Below are 18,130 nucleotides of genomic sequence, written 5' to 3' on the forward strand. Positions count from 1 at the left end.
TTTGTGGATTAGAAATTATAACAATAGGGGAATTGGAATTAAGGATTTAGTTAGAAAAATCCATACTTAAAAGATTTATTAAATGAATTATAATTTTATTGTTTTGAACCTGTTAATATGCGCCTTATCCTGTAAATCCTAAAATCACATAAAATTCTATTCTCTACTTAAACGCGTTCAACCCCGTCACGTCCATTCCTGTAATCAGTAAATGTATATCGTGGGTTCCTTCATAAGTAACTACTGATTCCAAGTTCATCATGTGGCGCATAATAGAATATTCGCCCGTAATTCCCATTCCACCAAGCATTTGACGGGCATTTCTGGCAATATCCAAAGCAATTTCTACGCTATTTCTTTTAGCCATTGATATCTGTTCAGCAGTGGCTCGGTTTTCACTTTTCAGCATACCTAAACGCCAAACCAAAAGCTGACCTTTGGTAATTTCCGTAACCATTTCGGCCAGTTTTTTCTGTTGTAATTGAAATCCTCCAATTGGTTTTCCAAACTGAATTCTTTCTTTAGAGTATCGCAATGCAGTATCGTAACAATCCATTGCGGCGCCCAGAGCACCCCAGGCAATTCCATAACGTGCTTGATTTAAACAACCTAACGGACCTTTTAATCCACTAATTTCCGGGAAAACATTTTCTTTGGGAATTTGAACATGATCAAAAACCAATTCGCCTGTTGCCGAAGCTCTTAAACTCCATTTGTTGTGTGTTTCAGGTGTCGAAAACCCCTCCATTCCACGTTCAACAACCATTCCTCGTATTTTTCCAGCCTCATCTTTTGCCCAAACAACCGCAATATCTGCAAAAGGTGCATTGCTAATCCACATTTTAGCACCATTCAAAATGTAATGGGAGCCAGCATCTTTTATATTGGTTACCATTCCGCCAGGATTAGAGCCATGATCAGGTTCGGTTAAACCAAAGCAGCCCATCATTTCTCCGCTTGCCAACTTTGGAAGGTATTTTTTTCGTTGATCTTCACTACCGTAAGCATAAATAGGATACATTACCAATGAGCCCTGAACAGATGCAGTTGAACGAATTCCCGAATCACCGCGTTCAATTTCCTGCATCAAAATTCCATAGGCTGTATAATCTAAACCAGCACCACCATATTCTACAGGAATTGTTGGCCCAAAAGCACCAATATCAGCCAATCCTTTTATTAAATGCTTCGGAAATTCAGCTTTTTGAGCGTAATCTTCAATAATCGGACTTACTTCTTTTTTTACCCATTCTCTTGCCGTAGCACGAATTAATTTATGCTCATCGGTTAATAATTCATCCAATAAATAGTAATCTGGTGCCTCGTACAGGTCTTTTTTCACTAAATTGCTCATGTAATATCGTCTTATCTGGTTAAGAAATCGCGTTCATTTCAAAGGTAACAATTTACCGCAAGGGGCATTATATTCGTGAATAAAAATTTAATTTTACAGCATACAAAACATACATGAGTCGATTTAAACAAACTGTAGCTTTAAAAGATGTAAAATGCTTTGCCTTGCATGGTTATTACCCTGAAGAACAAATCATCGGAAATCATTTTATTATCGATTTAGACGCTGAATTTACACCTCAGGGTTTCGATGATGAACTTGCCCAAACGGTAAATTATGAAGATTTGAATACGATTATCCGTGAGGAAATGAAAAATACTCAAAAACTTTTAGAAACGGTTTTGAACAATATCATCTCTAAAGTTATAGAGCTTTATCCTTTTGTAGATACTGTAAATGTGAGTATGAAAAAATTAAATCCACCAATGCCAGGACAAATCGGGCATTCATTTGTTAAATTATCTTACCTAAAGGCGCATATTTAATCAGATTGAAAACTAATGATGAGCATTACCGCTAGACATCATAACATAAGTAAGGCTACCCATCGCAGGTAGCCTTTGCTAACAACAAAACAAATATAAGATAACCAAATCTTGCCTGATCTGAGCAGGAATCAGGTTTAAGTGCTATGAGATACACTTAGCGGCCTAGTAATGGATTCGAACCATTATTTAAAAGTTTATGAAACTTTCACCTCCCAATCGGTCAACTGGCCGTATATATTAAATTGGTTTTAATGCTAAAAAATCTTTTAATTCTACCATCTGCTCCTGATTTAGATTATCTTTATCCTTTGAAATTTGTTTATTTAAAACTTCAATCTTAACCTGATTATTCAAGTTTGGATATTCATCTATTGCTGGATATTGAAAATAGATCGACATGATTTTTTTGTTAAATAATTACGTTGAGACAAATATATAAATAAGTATATAATATCTATAGAATTAGTAGTATTTAATTTGATTGAATGTTTAACTTATTTATAATCAGTATATTAATTTTTTAAATGAGGTAGAGCGTTTATATACAATCGAATTTTGTTATCTAAACCTGATAGAAATGATTCCGATTTAAGCATGAGTATTTCTTTTTAATGGTATGCTTGCTTGTTGCACAGGTTTCATCGGAAGTAATGGATAGCAGGGCTGAAGTATCTAAGAATTAGCGGCACTCATTTCCAAGCCCATAAATTCAATTTCTGAAAAGCTAATTATTTTAAGGATATTTGCACTTTCATACATTAAAACGATAAGAGTGTCATTAGAAAAATTAAAACTTAGCAAACCACTTGTAGCAGCCATGACTGAGGCTGGATTTTTAACTCCGAAGGAGATCCAGACTAAAACTATGTCTCGAATTTTAGGTGGCCAGGATGTTATAGCGGTAGGACCAGAGGGAGCAGGAAAAACAACGACTTATGTTTTAGCCACGCTAATGAAATTAAAATATGCCTTTGAGGAGGCACCTAGAGCTTTAATCCTAGTTCCGGATGCGGAGCATGTTGATCATGTTTTAGAACAATTTAAATTATTGAACCGCAATAATAGTTTCAGAATTTTAGGAATCGACAGTCGAGGAGCTGTTGATACACAAATGAATGAAATAACGGATGGCTGTGATATTATTGTTGCAGTGCCTGATAGAGCACGAGCTTTATACTTAAAGCTGGCTTTAAATACTAACAAAATTCAGTTGTTTATCGTTGATAATGCCGAACTGATTGTGAAAAAAGGTTTGCAGTTGCCTGTTGTTGAGTTGGCTAACAGTGCATATAAATCTCAACATGTAGTATTCACAGAGGTTATGCATGAAAAATTAAACCACATGATTTCTCCTTTTATGAAGGATTCTGCAACGACTATAGAAGTAGATGAAATTGGCGAGAAAGAAGCAGAGGTTTATCCGCAGATGTTATATCAAGTCCCAAATTTTAGAACTAAGCTTAATCTTTTAACTTTACTATTGAACGACGCCGAGTTTTTCGATAAAGTTGTTGTATTTGTAAATACCAGATTAACTGCCCAAACCGTTTATAAAAACTTTAACAATCCAAAAGTTGGTGAAGTTAGTATCTATCGGTCTTTATTTTTTGATGACAAAGGTTACGATGATATTGAAGATTTTAAAGAAAATCCAGACGCTCGGATTCTAATCGTTGCCAACGAAAATTTAGATGATTTAAACATTGAGGGCATTCCATTTATTCTACATTTGGAATTACCAGAGCAAAAAGAAACGCTCATTCAACGTATTGTAAAACATAATGATGAGGATGTTGTAGCCATCACTTTTTCTACAGATATTGAATTAATTGAGGTAAAGAAAATTGAACAGGCCATAGGTAAGCGTATGGATGTAATGGATTTGCCTGATGATTTAAAAGTAGTTGATGTTGCTGCTAAAACTAAGAAAAAGAAAAAAGAAGAGGAAGAAGATGAGTCTGAACGTGGTGCAGCTTTCCACGAAAAGAAGGCTAGTAATTTAAAAAATTATAATTACAGCGCTGGTACTAAAGCAAAAATGACTTATAAAAATAAAAAAGGTTTATCATAAAAAATCCGTCATTGCGAGGCACGAAGCAATCTATTTAGATTAATTAGATTGCTTCGTGCCTCGCAATGACGAAAATACTAATAACGTAAAAAGCCCCGATTTGCATCGGGGCTTTTTCTATTTCATTTAACTATTTACTAGTATAATGTAAATTCTACACGACGGTTTTCTTGACGACCAGCTGCAGTTTTGTTAGTTGAAATTGGTTGATCAGGTCCGTAACCAGTAGCTTCGATTCTTGAAGCATTAGCACCTTGAGATACCAAATAAGCTTTAACTGATTCTGCTCTTTCTTTAGATAAACGTAAGTTTAATTCTCTACCACCAGTGTTATCTGTGTGACCAGCTAATTTCAAGCTAAAGTTTTTCTCTACTAATAAACCAGCAACTCTATTTAAAGAAGCATAAGATTTAGAACGGATAGTAGATTTACCTAAATCGAATTCTAAGTTAGAAATCGCATCTTTAACAACTTTACGATCTGCTTCTGTAATTACAGTAGTTTCTTTAATAATCGTTTTTGGAGCTGCTAATGGACAACCAGAACCATCAACTACTGTTCCTGAAGGTGTTCCTGGACATTTGTCAAATTTGTTTGCTACACCATCATTATCATCATCAGCTAAATCTTTAGCATATTGCTCTCTATCTCTGGCAGCATTTTGTTCAGCTGTAGATAATGCTCTTCTTAATTCAGCACTTTCTTCTGCACTTTGTTTACGTAAGTCTGCAATAGCGCTATAATTTTGTAATTGAGAGTTTTCTTTGTTACCCAATGCAAACTCTAAACCTGCGTGAGCGTAAGAAAATCTGCTTTCATTATAAACACTCTTAACAGTTGGAGAAGATTTGATGAAGTTAATGTCATAACCGAAATCTAAGTTGATTCCTTTAGACACACCTAACTTAAATCCAACACCTGTAGGGATAAACCATCCTTCTCTATCAGTAAATGATTGAACAGTTCCAACCTGAGAGTCAGATGACATATAACCAGCACCCGCTTTAACGTAAGGAATTAAAACTGCATTTTCAGTATTCAAGCTGAAGTTTGCAATGTTTAATACTGCTGTTAATGATCCAGACCAGTTAATGCTGTTTACTTGCTCAATAGTGCTTGTAGTATTTAATGTTTTAACTTCTCCACGTAAGAAATCAGCTTGAAGACCTAAAGCTGGAAGGATTTGCTTTTTAACAAAAGCACCATAACCAATACTTTTAAATTCTCTAGCTTTAACGCTTTGTCCACCTAAAAAAGTGTTTTGACTTAAAATACCTCCATGAGCACCAACACTCCAAGTTCTTAGTGATTGTTTACCAAATCTACTTGTTGTAGTTGGAGTCTCTTGTGCAAATAATTGTGATGATAATCCTAATAAGGCAACCAACATTGTTGATTTTGTAATTTTCGAATTCATTTTTTTCAATTTATAAATAATAGTCTCTTAACAGTTTTTTTATAATTCTGTTTTGCTTGCCATAAGAAAAAACCTTGCCATAATATAAAAAACCGCCTCAAACACCATAAAATCAGAAGATTAGATGATTAAAAATAATACACAAAAATGTTACTTATACCTCATACTAAAGTCGAAAACTGTATGCAATTGTATACAGACATTAGATTCTGATTAAAAACAAGTCAGTTTTTATCGGAAGGATTTTTCTTGTTCTTTAAAAGAAGATTGATCATTTTAACGATTCTTGCACTCCGGGTTGCATCTTGCTTAGCAGATATTACCCATAAAACATACTCCTTTTTGTGGCTGTATGCAAGTGTATCGAAATAGTTTAAAGCTGTGGGATGTTGACTCAATTCCACTTCCAGATCAGAAGGAAGTTTTACTGTTTTAGTGTCTGGATCGATATATTCACCATACAAATTGGTTTTTATATGATCGTTACGCATTCCTGAAGGTTTAATTTCCATTTCAAACTTCAAACGTAAGCCTGTCCAGGTTTCATCTACACATATTGATGAACATGGTGCTAAGCGGTATTTAGACAGCTCTTGCCAAGATTTCATCAAGTCTAAATCAGATTTGATTTTAGAGGATTTCTTTGGATAAAAAACCCAAAAAATAGTTTTAGCATTTATGTAATTCAAATAAGACTCAATTTGATTATCTAATTGTTCCTTACTTAACACAAAAAATATTAATACATCACTACTTGATAAATTATCAAAAGATAAATTTACAGTATCAGGAATTTGTCCAAAAATAGATGTGGCATTTGCCGGGGCGCCAGTAATATTAACTTTGTTGCCAGGCTTTACCTTCAGTTTTTTAAGAAACAAATTCTCCATTACAATAAACTAGAGTCTTAATTTTGCAAAGAAATCCCAAAATACGATACCCGCAGAAATTACTATGTTAAAAGAGTGTTTGGTTCCAAATTGTGGAATTTCGATACATTCATCTATGGTTGCCATAACTTCATCACTTACGCCATCAACTTCGTTTCCAAAAATCAAGGCGTATTTCTTATTTATATCTGGTTTGAAAGTATTTAGCATAGTACTTTTCTCAGCCTGTTCTATAGCAACAATTTCATAACCCGCTGTTCTCAATGAATCTAAAGCCGATAAAGTATCTGGATAATGAATCCATTCAACAGATTGTGTAGCTCCTAAAGCGGTTTTCTCAATTTCGCGATGTGGAGGTTGGGCAGTAATTCCACATAAAACAACTTTTTCTAAAGCAAATCCATCAGCGGTACGAAAAATTGAGCCTACATTATGCATGCTACGAACGTTATCTAACACCACCACAACAGGCAGTTTTTCCTGTGTTTTAAATTTCTCAATATCCGGACGATTAAGCTCGTCTAATTTCAGTTTCCTCATTTTATTAACCGCAAAATTGCAGTTTATCTCTAATATTATTGCTATTGCTTTTGATAATTAATTTAAAGTTTAATTGGCCCATTACCGATTTCGCTGATGTAAATAGTTGCAGGATAACCAATTTTTTCTACATAATAATTAGTTAAATGCCTGGCGAAATCTTCCTCGAATCCTTTTTCAAGCAAAGCAATGGCACATCCACCAAAGCCAGCACCTGTCATTCGTGCACCAATAACATGGTGGTAAGTTGTACAAAAATCAACAACAGCATCTAATTCTTTTCCACTAACTTCGTAAAGTTCTCTCAACGATTTGTGTGAAGTATACATTAGGCGGCCAAATTCCTCTAAATTTCCATTATTAAGTGCTTTAGCAGCCAGATGTACCCGATCATTTTCTTTAACAACATGTGTTGCACGGTTTAGAATAGTTTCATCCTGAATCAAATGGCTATGCAAAGCAAACTTTTCGGCATTTAGTTCGCATAAATGATGAAGTGTAATTTCCTCTTTCAACAATTTTAAAGCTTTTTGGCATTCTTCAACACGCTCATTATATTTCGATTCAGCAAGTTCTCTTGGTTTGTTGGTATTTATGATTGCCAGAACGTATTTTCCCAAATCTACATCAACCATTTTGTATTTCAATGTTTCACAATCTAACACAATGGCTTTATTTTTTTCACCCATTGCCACAGCAAACTGATCCATAATTCCAGAATTTAATCCGATAAAATCATTTTCTACCCGCTTGGCAATTTTAATGAGCTCCAATTTATCGTAGCCTAAATCAAGATAATCGTTTAATGCAAATGCTGTAGCAATTTCAATGGAAGCTGAAGAAGATAGGCCAGAACCGATTGGAATATTACCAAAGAACAGAAAATCAAATCCATTTATTTCTTTTCCATCTTTCAAGAATTCATTTATAATACCGATTGGATAATTTGCCCACAAACTACCATTTTTCTCATGTATGGTATTGCTTTCAACTTCAGTTTGTGCTTCAAAATTTAAACTCTTAAATCTAAATTTTCCATCTGTGTTCGCGGCAATTGCAACCCAGGTACCAAGGGTAATGGCGCAGGGCATAACTAAACCACCATTGTAATCTATATGTTCGCCAATCAAGTTTATACGTCCTGGAGTGAAGTAAACAGCTTCATGATTTCGATGATATTGTGCTAAAAAATTTTGCTCAAGTTCAATTTTCATTTGGTTAAAAATATTTATCATAGCATTAATAATGCTATGTTTGTTAAGGAAACAAAAATCCTAAGTTACAATTTATGAGCGTTCAGCAAACATCAACGGGAAAATTTATTGATGGCGAAGAGGTTTTCGCAATCGAACTAACCAATAATAAAGGTACTTACGTTAAAATATTCAATTACGGAGCCATCATTAACAAATTTATAGTTCAAAATGCTAAAAGAGAAATGCAGGATATTGTATTGGGCTTTGATGATTTTGAACAATATCTTGATCCTGCATATTTAAAAAATTATCCCTATTTCGGAGCAGTGATAGGTCGTTATGCCAATCGCATCAAAGACGGTCACTTTACTATTGGTGATGACAGTTATCAATTAGTTCAAAATTCTGGTGCTGCAACACTACACGGTGGTACGGTAGGTTTTGATAGGAAGGTTTGGGATATTGTTGATATTAATGAAGCACAATCATCTGTTACTTTAGAATATGAAAGTGAAGATGGGGAGGAAAATTTCCCTGGAAATTTGGTTATTGCATTAACTTTTGAACTGACTGAAAACGATGAACTTATTTTAAGTTACGAAGCAGAAACTGATAAAGCTACAGCAATCAATTTAACGCATCATGGATATTTCAATCTATCTCCAGATGGTGAAAATATTCAGAATCATCAGCTTCAGGTTTTTGGTTCTAATTATTTAGAGCAAGATGATAATTACTCGGTAACCGGGAAACTAGTTCCTGTAAATGGTACACCGCTTGATTTTACACAACCAAAAGAAATTGGTAAAGATTGGAACCCGGAAGAAGGTTATGATCAAACCATAGTGCTCGATAAGATTTATGGTGATTTATCTTTGGCTAGTAAAACAAGTGAACCTAAAAGCGGTTTGAACTTAAGTGTATACACAACAGAACCGGTTGCCCATTTATATACTGCTAAATACGTAGATGTTAAAAATGGAAAAGGTGGTAAGGATTATGGAGCTTATAGTGCATTTTGTATTGAAACCCAACATCATCCAAATGGAATTAATATTCCAGAATTTCCAAGCACCGTATTACAACCCGACGATTTATACACACAAACCACAATTTATAAAATATCACTAACCAAATAATATATGTTTAGCCTTCAGGATATTAAAGCTGCAGAAGCAAAAATTAAAACAGGTGCAGATTTCCCACAGTTCATTAAAGAAATTAAAGAAATGGGTGTGGTTAGAAATGATGTGTACGTTTCCAACGGATTATCCATTTATTTTGATGATGAAGATAATGTACAGCAAGCAAGTCCGGCAGATTATCCAGAACTTGTTGTAAACGATGAATCATCTGCAGATAAATTAACGCATGCATTAAAAATCCATCAGAATGGAGAAACAGATTATTTTACTTTTTGTAAACAGGCAGCAGATGCTGGTGTAGAAAAGTGGGTGATCGATTTAGGCCATATGACCTGTACTTATTTAGATAGTGAAGGAAATGAATTGGTACAGGAAAAAATTCCTGTTGTTTAGCATGACAATATATTCAAAGGTGCAACAAAAAAATATTTCCATTGCTGTCGGATTTATATTTTGGTGGGAGCAGGCCTCGGCTACATGGAATAGTTCTGCTGTTTATAAACCCATATAAGTGGAAAACCCATATACCGTATTGCTGACACAAAATTTACCTGCTAACCTTAACGGTATAGGATTTGAAACGTTAGCGGGGCTGCTTTAACCGAAGAACTACCTGCATTCATTTTCACATATCTCTACAAATTATATCCGCTCCAATACCAACTTAATCGCCTGTTCTACAATTTTATTGGGTTCTTTGCTAAATTCGAAGTTTACTCTACTTGCTAGTATTGCATTGATTGATAATGCTTTATGTCCTAAAACTTTGGCCAAGGCATAAATGCCAGCAGTTTCCATTTCTAAATTAGTAATGCGATGTTGATTGCTTTGGAAACTGTTTATTAGGCTGATAAAATTGGGTATAGCATTTTTTGCCCGAACTATTCTTCCTTGCGGGGCATAAAAACCGGGGGCAGTAATGGTAATTCCTTTAGGCAAATCTTTACCAATTGTACTTAATAATGTATCGTTCGCTGCAGTTAAATATGGATTAATGTTTTTTAAATGTCCAAAATGGCTTTTAATATCGTCCATTAAAGTTCGTTCATCGCCAGCAATTTCATGCACATAATAATTCATCAAGGCGTCCATACCTAAACCATAGCTCGATGCCAGAATGGTACCCATGGGTATATCTGCCTGCACAGCACCGGAAGTACCTACCCGAATGATATCTAGAGAGGTAAGGCTTTTTTTGATCTCTCTGGATTTGAAATCGATGTTAACCAAAGCATCTAGTTCATTAAAAACGATATCGATATTATCAGTGCCGATGCCGGTAGATAAAACTGTAACCCGTTTTTTACCAACATAACCCGTATGCGTAATGAATTCTCTTTTACCCTTTTTTAATTCTATGTGATCGAAAAACTTGCTTACTTCTCCCACACGATCGGGATCGCCAACCGTGATTACGGTTTCTGCAATATCTTCAGGCAATAAATTTAAATGATATATACTTCCATCAGGATTAATAATTAAGTCGCTTTCGGCAATTTTCATGTTTGGTTAGATTTAATATTTAAACACTTGTTTTTTAAGCCCTTAAATTGTTTGTAAGTATTTTAGCTTTACATGGTCAATTTTATCAAACTTACTTAAAACTTGGTTTAGTTGTGCTTTCCTTACTTCAAATTTTAAAATACAATTGGAATCAAATTGCTGATTTAAAATGATTAGGTTTTCTTCTTTAACCAATTTCATTACGTCGTTCATTTGCAGGTATTCAAAATAAACCTCATATAAATCATTTACCGTTTTAGTAACAATTGATGCTGTAGCAATAGCATCCAAACTGGCATTTTTATACGCATTTATCAAACCCGGAACGCCCAGTAAAGTCCCACCAAAATAGCGGACAACTACAATTATGACGTTGGTAATATCCGCAGAAAGCAAGCAATTCAAAATTGGTCGTCCGGCTGTTCCCGATGGTTCGCCATCATCATTGATTCTGAAAACAGAACGATCGGGTGTTAAACGATAGGCATAACACCAATGCCTTGCTTTCGAATGCTCGGAGCGTAAATTAGCAATGATTGGTTTAACCTCATCTTCATTGCGAATGGGATAGGCATATGCGATGAACTTACTACCTTTATCTCGAAATATTCCTTCTGAAGGATTTTCGATTGTTTTATAAGAATCATCGAACAGCATTTTGCGAGAGGGTGATAAAAATTACAGCCGCAAGAGCTAAAATTATTCCTAGATAATTGATTTTGGTTAACTTCTCTTTAAATACGATGATGCCAATTAAACTGCCGACCACAATTACACCCATATTCATTGCAGCAAAAACAGTTGATGGGTTTTCGGCAAGTGCCTTGTGGGCTTTCATATAAAACAAAATATTACCGAAGTTGAACAGGCCTAAAACCAAGCCGCATGCTAAATTAACCAGCTGAATTTTCATTTTTCTCCTAATTACCATCACGATAACAATGACAAGCGAAACTATAAAAGCCAAGCAAAAAACAATAAAAAGTGAGGTGGTGTAAGGAAGCAACTTGTATAAAGCGATTTGCTTGAAAAGTACATCTATTACCCCAAAGCCAACAAAAACCATTACTGGGTAAATCCAGTTGCCTTGTTGTTCTTTAATATCCTGCTTGCGTAGAAAGGTTAGAAATATAGCTGGAAAACCAATTAATAAGCCAATAATTTTTAATTGGTTGAAATCTTCCTGAAAAATAAAATACGCTGCCAAAATGGGAATAAAAAGAGATAAACGCTGTGCAATATCTGTTTTCACAATCCCCAAATTCTTTATCGATGCAGCAAGAAATAAGAATACAGAAGGCAATAAAATAGCCAAGCTTAAATAAATTGACCAAGGGGCATGAGAATCTAAAAGAGCAATATCTGGCTTAAAAAAAATATAGCAAAATGTTAAAGCAGCAAAATAGTTTACAGTAACCGCCTGAATGATATTAATTTGATAACGTTTTGCCAATTTTAGTAAAACGGCAACAGTAACGCTACAAATAATACTTAATAGGATGTATATCATTTAATTGAGTGGATTTATATAGATTGATAATTTATCAGATTGAATGTTGATCTGCTCTTGTAAATAGCCGTTGATTACTGGCGAGGCAATCCCATCATTCCAACTGCCCGACGAAGTAAAAATGCGGGCTTCATCCCAAAGATTAGAATCTAAAAATTTGTTTAAAATGTTTGCTCCACCTTCGATAATTACCGATTGAATATCCATTAAATAAAGCTGGAAAGCTATTTTTTGGGCAAGGTAGAATTGCATATCCTCCATTTGAATGTAATGAATGTTTCCAATCACATCTGTTTTAACTTCATTGAAGATAATGGTTTTTGCTTCATCATTGTAAATATGATTGTTTTGCGGAACTTGTAGGTTTTTATCAATAACCAATCGAACAGGGTTTTTACCTGGCCATTCTCTTGCTGTAAGTTGAGGGTTATCAATTATCGCTGTTTGCTTCCCAATAAGAATTGCGTCTTCTTCTGTACGCCATTGATGAGCCAATCTTTTCGCCAAAGCCCCGCTAATCCATTTTTGATGACCATCCTTAGTAGCAAAATACCCATTTGCAGTTTCTGCCCATTTAAGGATAATGTAAGGGCGTTGTTTTTGGATTCTTGTAAAGAACCTTCGATTGAAGTATCTGCACTCTTCATCTAGAATGCCACTGGTAACTTCGATTCCGGCATTTTTTAGCTTTTCTATTCCTTTCCCATCCACACCAGAAAAAGGATCGCGATTACCAATCACCACTTTTTTTAATTGATGTTTCACAAATAAATCTGCACAAGGAGGCGTTTTGCCAAAATGGGCGCAAGGTTCTAAATTAACATAAGCAGTAGCTTGTATTAATAAATGGCCTGCTTCATCGCCAAAGCGATTGAAAACTGATTGTATAGCATTAGGTTCAGCATGAGCTTTACCATATTCTTGATGATAACCTTCGCCGATAATTTTTCCGTTATGAACAATTACGCAGCCAACCATCGGGTTTGGACTTACGTTTCCAATTGCTAACGCCGCTAATTCCAAGCAGCGTTTCATGTAAAATTCATCGGTCATTTGCGCAAAAATACTAAAAAATGAGTCATGAGTGCTACAAAAACAATTTGATATGGTTTCAAAATAAGTAATTTTACAGCAATGAAATTAGGTGAGCTAGAAGAGCATTTTGTAGAAGAATTAAATCAGCAGTATGATGGCGATGAGACTAAGGCACTATTTAGTTTGGCAGCTGAACACGTTTTAAAATTTTCGCCCAGTAAATTGCGGATGATGGGTGATAGCGCCATGGATTTCATTCATCTTCAAAAAATGTTAAGTATCCTGAATGATCTAATCATTGGTAAACCCATTCAGCACATATTGGGTGAAGCCCATTTTTACGGGTCAGTTTTTATAGTCAACGAACATGTGCTGATCCCACGACCAGAAACAGAGGAATTGGTTGATTGGATTATTGCTGATTTCAAAACGGAAAACTTCACTGACATCAAAATCTTAGATATTGGAACCGGTTCTGGATGTATTCCAATCACCTTAAAAAAACACTTGCCAAAAGCTGAGATTTCCACATTAGATGTTTCATCTGCTGCAATTGAGGTAGCTCAACAAAACGCGACTAACCTTAATATATCAATAAACTTTATCCATGCAGATATATTAACTTATTCAACTGAAGAAAAATTTGATGTAATAGTGAGTAATCCACCTTATATCAGGGATTTAGAGAAAGAACAGATGCATCATAATGTGCTAAATCATGAACCACATTTAGCATTATTCGTTGAAAACGATAATCCACTGATTTTCTACAATGCTATTGCAGACTTTGCTATAACCAATTTAAAACCCGGAGGTAACCTTTATTTTGAAATTAATGAATACCTATCAGATGAAACCATTGAAATGCTCAATAGTAAGGGCTTTGCCGAAATTGAATTGAAAAAAGATATGCAAAGTAAAGACCGCATGATAAAGGCTAGCAGGAAAATTTATACTAGGATCTGGGATGGAATTGTGTAATCACTTCACGCAAGTAATCACGATCTATATGTGTGTAAATTTCTGTAGTGGTAATGCTCGAATGGCCCAGCATCTCTTGCACAGCTCGTAAATCTGCCCCGCCTTCAATTAAGTGTGTAGCAAACGAATGGCGTAAGGTATGCGGACTAATGGTTTTCTTAAGTCCAATAGCAACCGCAAGACTTTTTACTAAATTAAATATGGAGATACGTGAAAGTTTTGCACCAAAGCGATTTAGAAAAATATAATCTTCATTTCCTTTTTTGATTGACATATGATTGCGAACTTCATGTAGATAAATATCTAATAACTTTAATGCCACCCCGCCAATTGGTACCAAACGCTCTTTATTACCTTTACCTATAACTTTAATAAATTCAATTTGGGGATATAAATTTGAGATTCTTAAATCTGTTAATTCAGACACCCTCAATCCACATCCATAAAGCACTTCGATAATGGCTTTGTTACGCATACCTTCAGGCTTTGAAGCATCAATTGCTGCGATGAGATCATTAATCTCATGGATATTCAGCATATCAGGCAATTTTCTGCTTAATTTTGGTGCCTCAATTAATGCCATGGGGTCGTTTTGAATGACGTCCTCCAACATCAAGTAGGTAAAAAATGCTTTCAGACCTGAAATTATCCTAGCCTGGGTACTGGCCAACATACCTAAATTATTTAGCCAGGTAATAAATAATTTCACATCCGCAGCCTTAATATCCACTAATTTAGGTTCTTCATTTATGGATGCAAAATATTGATTTAGTTTATCGATATCATTTAGGTATGCATCAACTGAATTATGAGAAAGTGACCTCTCGAGTTTTAAATAAGCCTTAAACCCTTTAATATATGATTGCCAAAGCATGCTTTTATTTAAGATTTTTTATAACATTGCAACGTTACAATATTAAACCATTAATCAATCATGAAAATTCAAATAATTAACGGTCCAAATTTAAATTTGCTTGGCGTTCGCGAACCTTCTATTTATGGAAACACCAGTATTGAAGATTATATTAAGGAACTAAAATCACTATATCCAACTATAGAAATACTGTATTTTCAAAGCAATTTAGAAGGCGAAATTATTAATAAATTACATGAAGTTGGTTTTATTTATGACGGCATCGTATTAAATGCTGGAGGCTATACTCATACTTCTGTAGCAATTGCCGATGCAATTGCGGCAATTAAAACGCCTGTGGTCGAAGTGCATATATCAAATATTTATGCTCGCGAAGAATACAGGCATGTTTCATTAACTGGTAAAAATTGCCAGGGGGTTTTAACTGGTTTTGGAATGAAAGGCTATCGTTTAGCAATTGAAAGTTTAATTAAATAAAAAATAATATCATGCTTAAAAAAATGCTCTCCATCATTTTAATATCGTTTTCGCTTCACAGCATAGCTCAGGAAAACACTTCAAAAAGAAATATTTTAAATGAGCAATCTGTTGTGAGGGGTGAAGATGGCTTAGTTTATCCATATTCTTCATGGAAGAAACTTATATCAACTGGTAAATATGCTATAAAGGGAAGAAATACTTCCACAGATAGAGGAAATCCAGAATATTTGTTATACGAATTAACAGCAGATCAACGAGCAGCTTATTTCGATAAACTACCAAAGCCAAGACCAAGTGATGCATTTAAAGAGGGAGATGACTTCAAGGGTTTTAAGGTAACGGATATGAATGGAAATAAGTTTGATTTCCGTACGGCGAAAGATAAAGTGCTGGTATTGAATTTCTGGTTTATAAAATGTCCGCCTTGTGTTGATGAAATCCCGCAATTAAATGAATTAGTTGCAGCATATAAAGATAATCCAAATGTTGTTTTTCTCGCTATAGCGCTTGATGAAAAATATGATATTAAAAATTTCTTAAAAATAAATCCATACCACTATAATATTGTTGATGGCGGAAGATATTTAGCCAATAAATTTGGAGTTGCTGCTTATCCAACGCATGCCGTAATAGATAGGAATAGTAAAGTTAAATTTGGAACAGTTGGTTTAGCTCCAAACACCATATCATGGATCGAAAAATCAATTGATGAATCATTAAAAGCTAACTAAGCTTGCTGAAGTATTTTATCTTCTTAATAAAAAATGCCCAAACTACGCTATTGTTATATACGCCTGCATGTTTAGCATAAGGTTTTTGTACTGAGCTACGTTTTCTGTTTGTTTTAAAAACTGATTTAATAAAATGCCAATGCCCTTTGCTTACAGCCATTGTAAATTTTGGCTTTCCAGATAGCAGAAAATGCCACCAAGCCACAAAATCTATCCACATTCTAATGGTTATTCTAAAAATAGCATCATCAGCGGGTAAATTTTTCTGCATGATGATTAGGTTATTCCTGAAATTTAAATAGGTTTTAAATGGATTTTCAGTTTGCAAAGTGCCGCCGCCAACATGAAAAACTTCGGCATTTGGGCAGTACATAATTTTGTAGTTTAAATTTTTCAATCTCCAACAAAGATCTATCTCTTCCATGTGGGCGAATAAATCGGCGTCTAAACCACCAGTTTCTATCCAACATTTGCTTTTGATAAAAAATGCGGCACCACTTGCCCAAAAAATTTCTTTTTGATCATTGTATTGGCCATGATCTGATTCGTATACATTAAACAACCTGCCGCGACAAAAGGGATAAGCATAAATATCTAAAAAACCACCAGCTGCACCTGCATATTCAAAATCATTTTTTTTTAACTGCGATTTGATTTTTGGTTGTGCGGCCGCAATAGAAGAATCGCTTTCCATTAAATCGATAACGGGTTTAATCCAATTGGGCGTTACCTCCACATCCGAATTTAAAAGCACAAAGTAATCGGCATCAACACGATCAAGAACTTTATTATAACCTCCTGCAAAGCCATAATTTAAATCGTTCTGAATAATTTTAACGGTCGGAAAGTGTTCGGTTAAAAATGCCACAGAATCATCTGTAGAAGCATTATCTCCAACAATGACTTGTAAATTATCATATTGGGAAAGCAATATTCCCGGTAGAAATTTTTGTAGAAAGGCTTTTCCGTTCCAGTTTAATATTACGACGGCTACTGATGGATTCATTCTTTCGATTCGGGTTTAAATTTCCAGCGTTTATGGCTCCATAACCAATATTGAGGCTGCTCTTTAATAATATCTTCTAAAAATTTGAAGTGCAAGTTAGTAATTTCGAACTCATCCATTATTGATGGATTTAAACACATTGGCAAAACGGCAACATGATAATAACCTTTTTTAACCACCGTAACTTTAAAATAATAGATTGGCCTGTTGGTTGATTTGGCAATTTTTTCTACTCCCAACAATGCAGCAGTAGGTTGATGTAAGAAATCGACAAAATACTTTGTTTCTTCTCGTGTAGGTGCTTGGTCGCTGGCAAAACATAGTAAAGTCGGCTCATTTTTATAAGCAGCCATTCCCCTTAATGTTTGTCGCATGGCGATAAAAATGTTACCATATTTTGTCCTAAACCTGTTAAACCAATTTTCGAAAATCTTGTTGGTTAAAGGCTTATAAATCACCATTGTTTTAGCCGATATATTTAAACCAAGAGCTAACGTTCCTAATTCCCAATTACCATAATGGCCTGTACAAGCCAATACACTCTCACCAGCTTCAAAATGCTTTTCTAAGTGTTCTAAGCCCGAAAACTTCACTCTTTTCAAAGTTTCTTTTTTAGAAATAGTCGTCATTTTTACGATTTCAAAGATCAATTCTGATAAAAAAAGAAAGAATTTTTTTTCAATGGAAATTATTTCAGCAGTAGTCTTCTCGGGGAAAGAATTAATTAAATTCTGACGAACAACTTTTTTTCGATAGCCGATTACATAATAAAGGAGATAATATAGTAATCTTGCAAAAAAAAATAATATTGGCAGTGGAAGCAACGACACGAGGTATAAAAAAAATACGCCTAGGTGCGCTATCACTCTTTTAATCATTATTTTTATTGGTTTCCAGCTACAAACATA

General features: G+C 34.7%; 20 protein-coding genes. 7 read left to right on the forward strand and 13 right to left on the reverse strand.

Features of this window, described 5'->3' with window-relative positions; genetic code table 11:
* Positions 1 to 163 precede the first annotated feature (163 nt).
* Positions 164 to 1,354: an acyl-CoA dehydrogenase family protein gene (locus tag LUA91_RS02500; RefSeq protein WP_231424372.1), complete on the reverse strand. Its 1,191-nt coding sequence runs from the start codon at positions 1,352 to 1,354 to the stop codon at positions 164 to 166.
* 113 nt (positions 1,355 to 1,467) lie between these two features.
* Between LUA91_RS02500 and folB the strand changes: the two genes are divergently transcribed.
* Positions 1,468 to 1,839 carry a dihydroneopterin aldolase gene (folB, locus tag LUA91_RS02505; RefSeq protein WP_231424373.1) on the forward strand — a complete coding sequence of 124 codons (372 nt, stop codon included), beginning with the start codon at positions 1,468 to 1,470 and terminating at the stop codon, positions 1,837 to 1,839.
* A 240-nt stretch (positions 1,840 to 2,079) separates the two neighbouring features.
* Here the strand turns inward: folB and LUA91_RS02510 are convergent, their stop codons facing one another.
* Positions 2,080 to 2,241 (reverse strand): hypothetical protein, encoded by a 162-nt coding sequence (locus LUA91_RS02510; protein ID WP_231424374.1) that lies wholly within the window; start codon positions 2,239 to 2,241, stop codon positions 2,080 to 2,082.
* Positions 2,242 to 2,614: 373 nt separating this feature from the next.
* Here LUA91_RS02510 and LUA91_RS02515 point away from each other — a divergent pair, with 373 nt between their 5' ends.
* On the forward strand, positions 2,615 to 3,913 hold the full coding sequence (locus LUA91_RS02515) for a DEAD/DEAH box helicase (protein ID WP_231424375.1): 1,299 nt from the start codon (positions 2,615 to 2,617) through the stop codon (positions 3,911 to 3,913).
* A gap of 137 nt (positions 3,914 to 4,050) precedes the next feature.
* On the opposite strand, the gene LUA91_RS02520 is transcribed toward LUA91_RS02515, so the two are convergent.
* The 4 genes from LUA91_RS02520 to LUA91_RS02535 form a co-directional block, all read right to left on the reverse strand.
* The gene (locus LUA91_RS02520; RefSeq protein ID WP_231424376.1) at positions 4,051 to 5,331 is read right to left on the reverse strand and encodes an OmpA family protein; all 1,281 of its coding nucleotides are present in this window, start codon (positions 5,329 to 5,331) and stop codon (positions 4,051 to 4,053) included.
* A 224-nt stretch (positions 5,332 to 5,555) separates the two neighbouring features.
* Positions 5,556 to 6,221 (reverse strand): YdeI family protein, encoded by a 666-nt coding sequence (locus LUA91_RS02525; protein WP_231424377.1) that lies wholly within the window; start codon positions 6,219 to 6,221, stop codon positions 5,556 to 5,558.
* A 9-nt stretch (positions 6,222 to 6,230) separates the two neighbouring features.
* Positions 6,231 to 6,761, reverse strand: coding sequence for an RNA methyltransferase (locus LUA91_RS02530; RefSeq protein ID WP_231424378.1), 531 nt, complete (start codon positions 6,759 to 6,761; stop codon positions 6,231 to 6,233).
* Positions 6,762 to 6,823: 62 nt separating this feature from the next.
* Positions 6,824 to 7,975, reverse strand: a complete 1,152-nt coding sequence (locus tag LUA91_RS02535) for a galactokinase (RefSeq protein ID WP_231424379.1) — start codon at positions 7,973 to 7,975, stop codon at positions 6,824 to 6,826.
* A 74-nt stretch (positions 7,976 to 8,049) separates the two neighbouring features.
* Here LUA91_RS02535 and LUA91_RS02540 point away from each other — a divergent pair, with 74 nt between their 5' ends.
* Both LUA91_RS02540 and LUA91_RS02545 read left to right on the forward strand, forming a co-directional pair.
* Positions 8,050 to 9,096 (forward strand): aldose epimerase family protein, encoded by a 1,047-nt coding sequence (locus LUA91_RS02540; protein ID WP_231424380.1) that lies wholly within the window; start codon positions 8,050 to 8,052, stop codon positions 9,094 to 9,096.
* Positions 9,097 to 9,099: 3 nt separating this feature from the next.
* Positions 9,100 to 9,495, forward strand: coding sequence for a DUF1398 domain-containing protein (locus tag LUA91_RS02545; protein WP_231424381.1), 396 nt, complete (start codon positions 9,100 to 9,102; stop codon positions 9,493 to 9,495).
* A gap of 249 nt (positions 9,496 to 9,744) precedes the next feature.
* Here LUA91_RS02545 and LUA91_RS02550 read toward each other — a convergent pair whose 3' ends face one another.
* From LUA91_RS02550 to ribD, 4 genes are read right to left on the reverse strand one after another with little or no spacing between them, the layout of a single operon-like run.
* A complete protein-coding gene (locus tag LUA91_RS02550; RefSeq protein WP_231424382.1) occupies positions 9,745 to 10,605 on the reverse strand; it encodes a nucleoside phosphorylase in 861 nt (286 codons plus the stop codon).
* Positions 10,606 to 10,647: 42 nt separating this feature from the next.
* The gene (locus LUA91_RS02555) at positions 10,648 to 11,262 is read right to left on the reverse strand and encodes a YigZ family protein (RefSeq protein ID WP_231424383.1); all 615 of its coding nucleotides are present in this window, start codon (positions 11,260 to 11,262) and stop codon (positions 10,648 to 10,650) included.
* Positions 11,249 to 12,115: a DMT family transporter gene (locus LUA91_RS02560; RefSeq protein ID WP_231424384.1), complete on the reverse strand. Its 867-nt coding sequence runs from the start codon at positions 12,113 to 12,115 to the stop codon at positions 11,249 to 11,251. Before LUA91_RS02560 ends, LUA91_RS02555 begins: the two co-directional genes overlap by 14 nt.
* Complete coding sequence (ribD, locus tag LUA91_RS02565) at positions 12,116 to 13,168, reverse strand: bifunctional diaminohydroxyphosphoribosylaminopyrimidine deaminase/5-amino-6-(5-phosphoribosylamino)uracil reductase RibD (protein ID WP_231424385.1); 1,053 nt, start codon at positions 13,166 to 13,168, stop codon at positions 12,116 to 12,118.
* A gap of 81 nt (positions 13,169 to 13,249) precedes the next feature.
* Here ribD and prmC point away from each other — a divergent pair, with 81 nt between their 5' ends.
* Complete coding sequence (gene prmC, locus LUA91_RS02570; RefSeq protein WP_231424386.1) at positions 13,250 to 14,131, forward strand: peptide chain release factor N(5)-glutamine methyltransferase; 882 nt, start codon at positions 13,250 to 13,252, stop codon at positions 14,129 to 14,131.
* On the opposite strand, the gene xerD is transcribed toward prmC, so the two are convergent.
* Entirely contained in the window at positions 14,106 to 15,005 is a 900-nt protein-coding gene (gene xerD / locus LUA91_RS02575; RefSeq protein ID WP_231424387.1) for a site-specific tyrosine recombinase XerD, read from the reverse strand. The genes prmC and xerD overlap by 26 nt on opposite strands.
* Positions 15,006 to 15,065: 60 nt before the next feature.
* On the opposite strand from xerD, the gene aroQ reads away from it, so the two are divergent.
* Together aroQ and LUA91_RS02585 are read left to right on the forward strand one after the other, a co-directional pair.
* Positions 15,066 to 15,482 carry a type II 3-dehydroquinate dehydratase gene (gene aroQ, locus LUA91_RS02580; protein ID WP_231424388.1) on the forward strand — a complete coding sequence of 139 codons (417 nt, stop codon included), beginning with the start codon at positions 15,066 to 15,068 and terminating at the stop codon, positions 15,480 to 15,482.
* An 11-nt stretch (positions 15,483 to 15,493) separates the two neighbouring features.
* A complete protein-coding gene (locus tag LUA91_RS02585) occupies positions 15,494 to 16,216 on the forward strand; it encodes a TlpA disulfide reductase family protein (protein ID WP_231424389.1) in 723 nt (240 codons plus the stop codon).
* Here the strand turns inward: LUA91_RS02585 and LUA91_RS02590 are convergent.
* Together LUA91_RS02590 and LUA91_RS02595 are read right to left on the reverse strand one after the other, a co-directional pair.
* The gene (locus LUA91_RS02590; RefSeq protein ID WP_231424390.1) at positions 16,209 to 17,222 is read right to left on the reverse strand and encodes a glycosyltransferase family 2 protein; all 1,014 of its coding nucleotides are present in this window, start codon (positions 17,220 to 17,222) and stop codon (positions 16,209 to 16,211) included. The genes LUA91_RS02585 and LUA91_RS02590 overlap by 8 nt on opposite strands.
* On the reverse strand, positions 17,219 to 18,100 hold the full coding sequence (locus LUA91_RS02595; RefSeq protein WP_231424391.1) for a lysophospholipid acyltransferase family protein: 882 nt from the start codon (positions 18,098 to 18,100) through the stop codon (positions 17,219 to 17,221). Before LUA91_RS02595 ends, LUA91_RS02590 begins: the two co-directional genes overlap by 4 nt.
* Positions 18,101 to 18,130 lie beyond the last annotated feature (30 nt).

Source organism: Pedobacter sp. Leaf250, assembly GCF_920984735.1.
Lineage (GTDB): Bacteria > Bacteroidota > Bacteroidia > Sphingobacteriales > Sphingobacteriaceae > Pedobacter.